Source organism: Tepidicaulis marinus (genome assembly GCF_000739695.1).
In the GTDB taxonomy this organism is placed as follows: domain Bacteria; phylum Pseudomonadota; class Alphaproteobacteria; order Parvibaculales; family Parvibaculaceae; genus Tepidicaulis; species Tepidicaulis marinus.
Map to the genome: position 1 here is coordinate 24,401 of NZ_BBIO01000023.1, position 9,191 is coordinate 33,591.

A 9,191-nucleotide genomic window follows, 5' to 3' on the forward strand; every position below is an offset into this window, starting at 1 on the left:
GTGACTTACTCCTTCTTTGCGCCCGCCTGGGCAGATCGAGCCGCAAGAATGCGCGGCTCGGTAATGGCAATGTCGTAGAGGGGTTTGATAAGAATCCGCTCACCAGCTGCGATGCTCACAACCGGCGCAAGGTCGATCTGCTTTTCCAGCACCTGGGCGGTCACTTGCCCGAGGTTCTGGCTAAACTGATCGGAGGCTTGGGATATATTCTCGTCCTGAGCGGAGGATGAGGCCGCAACAATTGCCGCGCTCAGCAGCGTGGTAATGAAGGCCGTTCCGTACTTCTCCCAGGTCCGGTTATCGAGATCGCCGATGAGCCCGTTCCGGCCCATCGCATCCCCGCCCAAACCTTCAAATGAAATTGACGCTCCATCCGGGCGGAGAAGCCGGGTCCATTTTACTTCAAGGCGGCTATCCCCGGTTTGCTCAAGCGGCTTATACTCGCCGATCAGCTGCGTACCCTTCGGAAGCAGCTTGAGACGGCCATCCCCGCCGAAAACGTGTTCATCAACCGTTGCCAGGACCCAGCCGCCGATTTGGGTATTAATCGGCGTCCTAAGCACCGCCCAGATTATCTTGTCTTGAGTGATGCGCCGCGTCCTATCGACCGGCAAGGTCGATTCATCCTCACGCAGCGCCCCATAATCGTCATCCGTCAGCTCGTATCTATCGGGGTCAGTTTCGGGCAGCGAAATATTTCGCTGCTCCAGCACACCCTCACGGACGAAACCAGGCCCGCCATTGGCTCTACCCGCCAAAACCTGCGCGCGCCATTCGGCCCACGACAGGTAGGTTTTGTCTGGTTCGGGCGGCGCGGGCGGCGGCGCAGGCGGCGGGGTATAGGGTGCGAGCACGTCAGCGCGAAGCCGAACCGTCTTCGGCCTGCCGTCAAACTGCAGCTCTAACGAGCCCCGGCTTGTGCCGGCATCGATCCCGCTGAACGTCACGACGATTTCGCACTCCCCGCCTTCCTCAAGGACCGAGGGGCACAAATCGGTCATGGCGAACCCTTCTGTGCCGTGCAGCTCCACCTTGCTTAGCTCGGATGCGCCCGGTCCCTCGTTACGGATGCGCAAGACCCCCTCGCCTTCCGTTTGGCCCTGGCCGAGATCGATGGGAGGCAACGCGAGCTGCTTATCAAGCACGATACGCGGAGGATCTGCTTTCGGAGGATCGCCCAGGTCGAAATAGCCTGGCGGTAATGGCGGCGGCTGCCGTACCGCCGGACTCGACGGCTCAGACGGCCCGCTCGCAAGCTGCCGAACTGCCACCAATCCGAGGATCGCCGTAACGGCTACGCCTGCTACAGCTGCCCCAACGATTTTCGGATTGACCGCCATTATGCCCCCTCAGCCTGCGCAGGCGCGCGCGGCTCGTCAGGCTTTTCGGTTCCGACGAGCTGCCCGCCTGTTTCCCGCTCGATAGCGAAAGGCTCGGTCGGCTCGATGCAAACGACCCGCTGGCCGTTTTTCAACGTCAGCCGCCCGATGGACTCAATGGCCATGACGGTTTTGCCCATCCGGAAATTGGCCGGCGTATCTATTTCGTCGATAATCTTGAAGGGAACGGGCAAGTCCACTTGGTCGAAACGCTCCGGTTTCCAGTATAGGAACGTCCAGACCCCATCAGTAAAAACGGTGTCGGGCGCAATGCTCCTGTCGCCATACATCCGGTAGTCGAAGCTCACCTTTGACGCATCAAAGGGAATGCCTTCGAGGAAATCCGGGTTCAGTTCCCCGGTGCTGCCCCGCCCTTCGAAGCTTCCCTTTACAATGCCCCCGGCATCGCTCACCGCTTCCCGCTTGCGCTCTTCCGCTTCCCTATCCTCAACCTGTTTCGGGGGAAGCGGCGCAATGCCTGTGTCGAAGACGAGCACGGCCATATCGGGAACCGTGGGAGAGTCGACAGGGAGCGCGCGGACATAGAACGTGAACACACGCCCGAACTCATCCATAACGATTAAATTGCTATCCACCCCGGCGACTTGCGGCCAAATATCAAGGTAGCTGTTGCCGTTCTCATGACGCATTCCGAACAGCGCAGCATCACCTACGGCGGCCTCTTTGATTTCCCCAGGCAGCTTTACGCGCGTCACCATGTGCCGGCGCACATTGATCTTCATCATCAGGTGCTCGGAATAGGCGAAACGCCTTATTCCGGCTTCCGGCGGCGCGTCGTCAAATGCCTCTTGAACCTGGTCCAAGACTTCAATCTTGGAGGCGTTCTTTGCGCCCTCGATGCGCGGCGGCTCGAAGCCGTTTGCACCCGGCAATGCTTCTGCTGCCCATTCATCATCCAGAGCGAGGGCAGGACACGAGCCCATTGTCAGGGCCGCAAGCGCCCCCACGATCCATAATTTACCGTTCACTTTCCGCCTCCTTGTCCGCCCGCTCGTCACGCGCCAGGCTGTAGACATCTACAAACAGCCCGAACGGGTTCGTCAGCTTGTGCTCATCGGTTACTTTCTGGGGATGAAACGAGACGGTCATGCTCGCCACCCAGGTTTCGCTTTTTTCCAGACGGTCTAACCGCCGGTCCATTCTTGAGAAGGTCACTTGGTAGCGGCGACCGCGCTCGATCACATCGACACGCTCAACAGAAATATCCCGCGTAAGGCCGCGCTCCTTCATCACATCGTAAGGGCTGTCCCCGTTTGGCGGTTTGACCATGAAGCCCCAGAAGTCTTTCCAGACTTGCGGCGAACTCATGTATTCGACGCTTCCCCACCGTTCGGCTTCGGTCACAAGATCAATGCGCTCCCGCGCGATCACGTACCGTCTCAGAGCACTTTCAACCGCCAAATCGAAAGCTGATGCCCTTGGGGAGATCGGCTCTACCGTCCACACAACGTCACTTCGCCCGTCCGCACGGACAAGAAAGACCTCAGTCGATTTCAGGGGAAGAAGCCCATAGAGCGCCAACGCCATGACGACGATGATTGCCGCCAGCACGCCAGTCACCAGGGCCAAAAGGCGGTTTGTATAAACCGCCATTCTGTAGCCCTGTCCGTTTTGGACGATGCGCGGATTGTGGCTCAGCTCGTCCATTGATCGAGCCCATCCGCGTCATAAATCAGATCGCAGGCGCAATCTGATTTTTTCAGCTCGTTCGTATCGGAGCCGATGCCCTGCCGGTCATCCAGGTGCTCGCACCCGGCCACCAGAAAGGCCATCAGCATCGTTGTAATCAGCCCCTTCATTGATCTACCTCCAAGAAGTTTTACGGGTTCGGCCCGCCCCACCCGATCTTGCGGCGGGCAAGGTCCGCCCCCGCCCGCGCGCCTGCGCGAAGTCCCTCGCCGCCCTTGCGTCCTGCGGCTTTGGCACCCGAAAGCGCCTTCGCTGCCGCAAAACCGCCGGCACCGAGCAGGGCTTGAGATGCGATTTGAGAATCGAGCACACCAGCAACGGATGTGGCCATTTGGCGGGCAATGATGTGAAAGAGAACGGAAAGGCAGCCGATGAGGACCATGGCGAAGTAGTCGCCGCTCCAAAAGAAGCGTTCCACTTCCTCATATGTGGGTGGGTTTGGAAGAACGCCCACATATTCCTTGATGACGGCAATGGTGAAGCCCATCGCGACTGCCATGAACAAGATGCCGGTGATCCCTGAAAAGAAAATGCGCATGGAATCCCGCGCAAACCCCTTCGTCGCATTGAACAGCAACGCACCCACCACAAATGGGCCGATGGCGGTAATTGCCATAAACTTGAAAATCGCTTCGAGCAGAAAACCGACGAAAAGGAACCATGCGAAAAGAAACGGGATGATGAGAAAAAGAGACCCGAATGACGCCGAGAATTGCCCGACAATGCCAGCGCCATTTATGGCAATGCGCGCAATTTTCAGAACAACGAACACTTCCTTTTCGACCGCATCAATAAGCTCAGGAAACCCGCTGGCGCTCACCTCTCCGGATAGTGCCGCGATCTTTACGGCAACACCGGTAACACTGTCCCTGGCTGGAAACACGATCCATTCCATCCAGAGAGCACCCGTGTTGAGGAACAGCCCTGCCACGACGAAGAGAGCCAGCTTGGAGCCTACTTCGTAAGGGCTCCCTTGCCCTTTCGTGATGAGCTGAATGCTGAAAAAAATGAGATACGCGATCATGAAACCGTTGAGCCACAAGGCGACCGTGCCGCTCGTGGCGTCAAAGGCTTCACGCGCAAAACTCAGGCTTAGCGTGTCGAGCGTTTCGAACATCCCACACGCAATGCAGCTAACCGCTCCGGTACTCATCTATCGCCCAATTCTCGAAGGTCTCGGGATTCCTTGGCGAACAACTTGAGCGACGGTGCGCTTTCGATATTCCGTGCCGCATCCATGGCCACCTTGTCCGCCATCAGCCCATTGAGGCGGACTAGCTCGGCCAGAACCGCCAGCTGTATCTCATTCTGCGCAGCTATCTGGGCGCGCAACGTATTTGCGCTCGATGCCGTCGAAGAAAGGCTACTGAACAGCTCTGCACTGGACCGTGCATCGCCCTTGCTGGCGAGCCCGTTTGCGAGGGCCGAATCCGTGAGCGTTGCAGACAGCCGGAACCTCGCTTCTCGGGCCCGGTCACGGTCGGCAATCATTTCTTCACGGCTCATGCCGTTGCTGGCGCGCAGCTCATCTGCAATGTCACCGGCCCGAACATCCAGGGCCTCGACACTGTATAAAGCCTCAGAAATGAACTCTTTCGCCTGCCCGGCATTGACGATCACATCCGTCATATTCTCGCCGCCCGGCAATTCAATGTTCTCAAGATCAACGGTAAGACTGTTCGCGACCCGGCCGACCTGTTCGGCTAGGCCGCCGACCGCGCGCAGCGCAATGAGCCCTTCCGAGCCCATCAAGCCGTTCAGCTTTTTGGCCTCGTTCACCTGCTCTTGCATTTTCTCCACTTGATCGGAGAGGGCGGTGAGCTGCTGTACGAGCGTGACGAAAGACGTGGGATCGTGAACGATCATGGCCGAATATGCCTGATAGCTTCCGCCCATCACGCCGGCCACGATGCCAGCGACCAGAGCCGCACGGCGCCAGCCCTTCCCGACCGTCAAATCCTGTCGTTTAAGAACATATCGAGCCATTTTTCTCCGCCTTTCCGCTGTGCTGCGGCAACCGCCCGTGAGGCTTGGGAGCCCCCCGTCAGAGACCGCAAAAGATTGCCGAGAGATGACAGGTCAGCGTTCAAGATGACGCTTCCCGTGTCACTTTTGATGAGCACCGCACGGGGGTACGCTGCCGCAACATCGCTGGTGCCTTTGATGAACTGCCATTCGGAATCCGTCAGATCGAATTCTTCGAAATCGGCTTTTTGCGCCTGAGTATTTCGGAAGAAAATCCGCTTGGATGTATTCTGCAGGAACGCTTTCGCGTGACCGCTGGCGGTCAACGCGCCCGGGTCCTGGAATGCCAGCCCGAGCACGCCCTGTTTCTTTCGCGCTTCACGCAAAATCACTAGCAGCTCGGACGCGAACCGCTTGTTTTCGAGCATTGGCGCTGCCTCATCGACCATGATGAGGTGTGGTGTATCCGAGCGCCGGATGCGGTAGGCGATATATGAAATCATCGCGGCGGCCCGGTCGCCCGAATCCAAAATATCTGTCATGTCGAAGGCAACCAGGCGCTTGCCGTCGAAGGACAAGCTGTCTTCCGCTCCATTGAACAGATAAGCGTTGCTGCCCTCCGCCCAGGTGCGCAGCCCGTCTTTTACCTCAGACCCGGCTGGAAACAGCTCTTCGAAGGATGCCTTCAAGCTCCGGCCCGCTGTCGGTACTTGCATGAGCATCCCAACGGCCTGCTCAATATGCTTTTGGCTTTCGGTCCCCTCGGTTCCCGCGAGAAGCGTTAGCCAGTTCGTGAGGAAGGCCAAGTTTGCCTGGGACGGCTCCAGATGGAACGGATTCAAGCTCAAATCCAAGGCCGGATCGACATATTCGAACCCGTGCACCTGGCAATACGCACGAAAGCCTTCGTTTCGGTCGAATAGAAAGGCTTTCAGATCGGGGAACGCCTCAAGCGCGCCCAGAATCCAGAACGCCATGAGAGTCGATTTACCGGCCCCCGTGCCGCCGAATACCAGGAAATGCCCAAGCTCCTGCTCACCGGCCCCGCGATGAAAATTGAAGCGGTATGCCGACCCCTGCGAAGTCGGCATTAACCGCACATATCCCTCGCCCCAATCGCAAGAGCCGATCCCGTCAGCCTGGCTTTCCATTACCCAAAGATCGGCCACGTTCTCCGCATCGAGCCGGAACGGACGATGCAGCACATCGAGGCCGGGCACCCGCGTCCACCACATCCGTTCGGCTGAGGCCGTCTCAACCTTGGCATTGATGTTGTGATTGCCGAGCACGCGCATGACCTGCCCGCAGCCGCGCTGAACTTCTTCTTCCGAGTTTCCCTCGACAATCACCATTAGCTGATGATCCAGAAGCGTTGATTGCCCGCCCCCTACCCTGTCGGCGGCTTCCTCAAGCTCCTCGGCGGCGAACCGCCCTCCGAACATTGCCCGCGTCTGGCGCAACCGGAAGGCAAGTTCGCCTTGCGCCTTCGTTGATGGGATCGGTTTTACGATCTGCACCACAGACAGTTCCGCGTCTGCGGCCATAAGGCCGCTCACGACGCTTGAACTTGTGGCTTCCGGCCAGCCCCGAATGCCGATCATCGCTTGATGCCGCGCGCTGAACGGCGTTTCCAGGCGTATAGCCCCGCTCCGGTCGATGATTGCGCTGCAATCCACGACCTGCTGCGCCAGCTCGGCCTCTGACGGGTGAAAGTCACCCGCCATTCGCCCGTTCACGACGCCGTAAAGAAACCGCTCAAGCTCATGTGCCCGCGTGCCGCTGTGCTGCACGGCCGGGCTCCACTCGCTCAGCCGGTCCCGCACCAAACGCTCAACATTGTCGAGGGCTTCGCGCCGCTTCGCGTCATAGCCGCTTACGCTCACTACGATGAAATGGAGGTTGGCAAAGGACCGCTCGAACTGCTTCGCCCATTTCGAGCTGATCTCTGCCGCGATGCTTCCGGTCGCCTCGCTTCCCAGGTTCGCCCGGAAGTGCCGCCGCATCGTGACGAAGCGGACAAAGACGGGTTCCGGGTTCAGTGCATCAAGAAACGACTTCCGCCTGGCCCAGAACGCCTGGACCTCATCAGCCGTCAACCCGTCACCGGCAATGCCTGTGACCGCGAAGACCCGGAAATGCGACCCGTCTTTGCATTCTACCGTCTTGTCATCCGGCAGAACGCGCAAAAAGGGGATGAAATCGGAATAGGAATTCTCCGGCGTTTTCCCAAACACCGTGTCGCGCAGGCTTTCCACTGTCGCAAGGGCGACCGCCCCAGCCGTTGCGGCCCCCGCTCCGGCGAAGGCAAGGACGGTCCCCATGCCTGCGTTCTTGGCGTGAACGCCGGCATCGAACAAGCTTGCGAATTCTGGCCCGCTCATTCTTATCCCTCATACATCTGGCCGCTTACCGGCCAGAACGTTTTTCGGCGGCGGAGTTGGAAGTGACCCAGCTTCCAACCGCCGATTACGATTGTGTCGAAGTGAGGTTCTTTCTGGAGATACCGATGGGCGAACACGTAGCCGATGGCGACGGCAATGCCGCCCAGCAATGCTTGTTCCCCTGTAATGAGGTAGGCCAGCACCCCGACCGTCATCACAATGCCCCACATGTAGATTGTGAGACCCAGCATCGTGAGAGGCTTTGCGACGGCTCGAAGTACGGGGGCTGCCATGATCCTGAACCCCTTAGCTGCCGCCAGCGGCGAGCCAGCCGATAATCGGCTCGGCCAAAAACAAACCGATGGTGCCCATGGCAATCCCGCCGAACCAATGCCAGGCGATCCGGCCAGTCATCGAGAGCACCAAGGCGAAGACTGCGAATAGCAAGGCAATCCGCTGCCCCCACTTGAGCATCACCTGGATGAATTCGTCGGTCTTGCTAACGAGCGGCGAAGCAATGTCATCCGCAGACTGGGCCAAGCTGGGCTCAACCCATAACGCTGCAGCGACACCGCAGACCACCAGCCCCAAAAGAAGGTTTCTTCGCATCGTTTGCCTCCAAGATGCTGTCATTACGAAACTGCAGCACTTTCGCGCAAAACTGTTTACGAAATACAAACAGAAAGGGAGTTACGTAAGAAACAAACAAGGGGAGAAAAAGCGAGGTGAAGAAATGACAAACGAAATCGGCAGAATTGAAGGGGATGACGGACCTTGCCGCCAGGTTTTCCATGTCCGTCTCACGGAAAACCTCCTGCCCTTCAAGGCCCGTGTGCATGACGCGCTCGCGCTGCTCGCGCGGTCTTCCTTCCTGCCGGAGCGACATGAGGTTTATCCCGCCAAATACGCGCAGCTGAGGCTTTTTAAAACGCGCGTCTATGTCGGGCCGGAGGCCAAAGAGGATTTCGACTCCCTGGCACTCACGACCGACCTCACCCACAACGACATTATCGCTTTCGCGCTATTCGCGCTCTGGAAGCGGGAAAAGCAAAGGAATGCAGCATGACCAGACAGGGCCACATCGCAGCCGTGCTTGGTGTTGTTTGCGGATTATTCCTGGGCTCGACATTCGTTTTGGCAGGATCGGGCGATGACCCGTCCACAGACGAAACTTGTGTCCAGCTCGCGCAATCCATTGCCACGCTCTACAGCCGCGCAACTCGCCCGCTGATTGGCCGCAATGCGAAGCCCGATCTTATAAGGGTGCTGGTGGAGCTTGAGCTGTTCAAAACCATGGAATGCTCTGGAGCCCTGCTCAAAGAGGCAGCCGAGTGATTCAAATTGGGACGCAAACGGAGAAAAAAAGCCCTACGGCCAATTTCTCCCTTCCAAGCGGACTCTGGTCATGTGAAAGTGAGGGAGTTACGTAACACCATGCCAATGAGGCCCGCCGTGAATTTGCTCAGCCCCAATTCCCGCATGTGCTTTGCTGAATGGTATCGCTTGCGCGCCAAAGACAGCTTCGCCCCTCACATTTCGCATTTCCGTACAAATGCAAATCCGCTCATCATGGCAATGTGGGTCGGAAAACGTGTCGGGGAAAGCGAAGCGACTTTCCATATCGGTGCCGATGCCGTTGCTGCTTTACCGGAAATCGTCTTCCAGGAAGGGGGCTGGTACAGCGAAGCGGATTTGCCCATGGCGCAGAAGGCTTTCCAGCTTGCCGCGCGCGGCCGGCATGTTGCGTCGCGCGGTC

General features: G+C 58.4%; 12 protein-coding genes. 3 read left to right on the forward strand and 9 right to left on the reverse strand.

The window, feature by feature from the left end; translation table 11 throughout:
- Nucleotides 1-5: 5 nt before the first annotated feature.
- The 9 genes from M2A_RS15760 to M2A_RS15795 are packed head-to-tail and all read right to left on the reverse strand — an operon-like array spanning nt 6 to nt 8,068.
- A complete protein-coding gene (locus M2A_RS15760; RefSeq protein ID WP_081875695.1) occupies nt 6-1,340 on the reverse strand; it encodes a TrbI/VirB10 family protein in 1,335 nt (444 codons plus the stop codon).
- Nucleotides 1,340-2,368, reverse strand: a complete 1,029-nt coding sequence (locus tag M2A_RS15765; RefSeq protein WP_197052971.1) for a TrbG/VirB9 family P-type conjugative transfer protein — start codon at nt 2,366-2,368, stop codon at nt 1,340-1,342. Before M2A_RS15765 ends, M2A_RS15760 begins: the two co-directional genes overlap by 1 nt.
- Entirely contained in the window at nt 2,358-3,047 is a 690-nt protein-coding gene (locus tag M2A_RS15770) for a VirB8 family type IV secretion system protein (RefSeq protein WP_045449492.1), read from the reverse strand. Before M2A_RS15770 ends, M2A_RS15765 begins: the two co-directional genes overlap by 11 nt.
- The gene (locus M2A_RS18070; RefSeq protein WP_156101795.1) at nt 3,035-3,199 is read right to left on the reverse strand and encodes a hypothetical protein; all 165 of its coding nucleotides are present in this window, start codon (nt 3,197-3,199) and stop codon (nt 3,035-3,037) included. The genes M2A_RS15770 and M2A_RS18070 overlap by 13 nt, the downstream gene beginning before the upstream one ends.
- Nucleotides 3,200-3,219: 20 nt before the next feature.
- A complete protein-coding gene (locus tag M2A_RS15775; protein ID WP_045449494.1) occupies nt 3,220-4,206 on the reverse strand; it encodes a type IV secretion system protein in 987 nt (328 codons plus the stop codon).
- 32 nt (nt 4,207-4,238) lie between these two features.
- Nucleotides 4,239-5,075 (reverse strand): hypothetical protein, encoded by an 837-nt coding sequence (locus tag M2A_RS15780; protein ID WP_156101796.1) that lies wholly within the window; start codon nt 5,073-5,075, stop codon nt 4,239-4,241.
- Complete coding sequence (locus M2A_RS15785) at nt 5,042-7,435, reverse strand: VirB4 family type IV secretion/conjugal transfer ATPase (RefSeq protein ID WP_045449498.1); 2,394 nt, start codon at nt 7,433-7,435, stop codon at nt 5,042-5,044. The genes M2A_RS15780 and M2A_RS15785 overlap by 34 nt, the downstream gene beginning before the upstream one ends.
- 2 nt (nt 7,436-7,437) lie before the next feature.
- The gene (locus tag M2A_RS15790; protein ID WP_045449499.1) at nt 7,438-7,728 is read right to left on the reverse strand and encodes a hypothetical protein; all 291 of its coding nucleotides are present in this window, start codon (nt 7,726-7,728) and stop codon (nt 7,438-7,440) included.
- A gap of 13 nt (nt 7,729-7,741) precedes the next feature.
- Nucleotides 7,742-8,068 carry a TrbC/VirB2 family protein gene (locus M2A_RS15795; protein WP_369384827.1) on the reverse strand — a complete coding sequence of 109 codons (327 nt, stop codon included), beginning with the start codon at nt 8,066-8,068 and terminating at the stop codon, nt 7,742-7,744.
- On the opposite strand from M2A_RS15795, the gene M2A_RS18075 reads away from it, so the two are divergent.
- From M2A_RS18075 to M2A_RS15810, 3 genes are all read left to right on the forward strand, one after another.
- Nucleotides 7,953-8,501 carry a hypothetical protein gene (locus M2A_RS18075; RefSeq protein ID WP_156101798.1) on the forward strand — a complete coding sequence of 183 codons (549 nt, stop codon included), beginning with the start codon at nt 7,953-7,955 and terminating at the stop codon, nt 8,499-8,501. The two genes, M2A_RS15795 and M2A_RS18075, sit on opposite strands and share 116 nt — an antisense overlap.
- Nucleotides 8,498-8,770 carry a hypothetical protein gene (locus M2A_RS15805; protein WP_045449502.1) on the forward strand — a complete coding sequence of 91 codons (273 nt, stop codon included), beginning with the start codon at nt 8,498-8,500 and terminating at the stop codon, nt 8,768-8,770. The genes M2A_RS18075 and M2A_RS15805 overlap by 4 nt, the downstream gene beginning before the upstream one ends.
- A 117-nt stretch (nt 8,771-8,887) precedes the next feature.
- Nucleotides 8,888-9,191: hypothetical protein (locus M2A_RS15810; protein ID WP_156101799.1), on the forward strand; the 304-nt coding region annotated here is incomplete at its 3' end.

Excerpts from the sequence above, each read along its gene's own strand:
- M2A_RS15760 (WP_081875695.1), bottom strand. The coding sequence starts at position 1,340 with ATGGCGGTCAATCCGAAAATCGTTGGGGCAGCTGTAGCAGGCGTAGCC.
- M2A_RS15770 (WP_045449492.1), bottom strand. The coding sequence starts at position 3,047 with ATGGACGAGCTGAGCCACAATCCGCGCATCGTCCAAAACGGACAGGGC.
- M2A_RS18070 (WP_156101795.1), bottom strand. The coding sequence starts at position 3,199 with ATGAAGGGGCTGATTACAACGATGCTGATGGCCTTTCTGGTGGCCGGG.
- M2A_RS15775 (WP_045449494.1), bottom strand. The coding sequence starts at position 4,206 with ATGTTCGAAACGCTCGACACGCTAAGCCTGAGTTTTGCGCGTGAAGCC.
- M2A_RS15780 (WP_156101796.1), bottom strand. The coding sequence starts at position 5,075 with ATGGCTCGATATGTTCTTAAACGACAGGATTTGACGGTCGGGAAGGGC.
- M2A_RS15785 (WP_045449498.1), bottom strand. The coding sequence starts at position 7,435 with ATGAGCGGGCCAGAATTCGCAAGCTTGTTCGATGCCGGCGTTCACGCC.
- M2A_RS15790 (WP_045449499.1), bottom strand. The coding sequence starts at position 7,728 with ATGGCAGCCCCCGTACTTCGAGCCGTCGCAAAGCCTCTCACGATGCTG.
- M2A_RS18075 (WP_156101798.1), top strand. The coding sequence starts at position 7,953 with ATGTCATCCGCAGACTGGGCCAAGCTGGGCTCAACCCATAACGCTGCA.
- M2A_RS15795 (WP_369384827.1), bottom strand. The coding sequence starts at position 8,068 with ATGACAGCATCTTGGAGGCAAACGATGCGAAGAAACCTTCTTTTGGGG.
- M2A_RS15805 (WP_045449502.1), top strand. The coding sequence starts at position 8,498 with ATGACCAGACAGGGCCACATCGCAGCCGTGCTTGGTGTTGTTTGCGGA.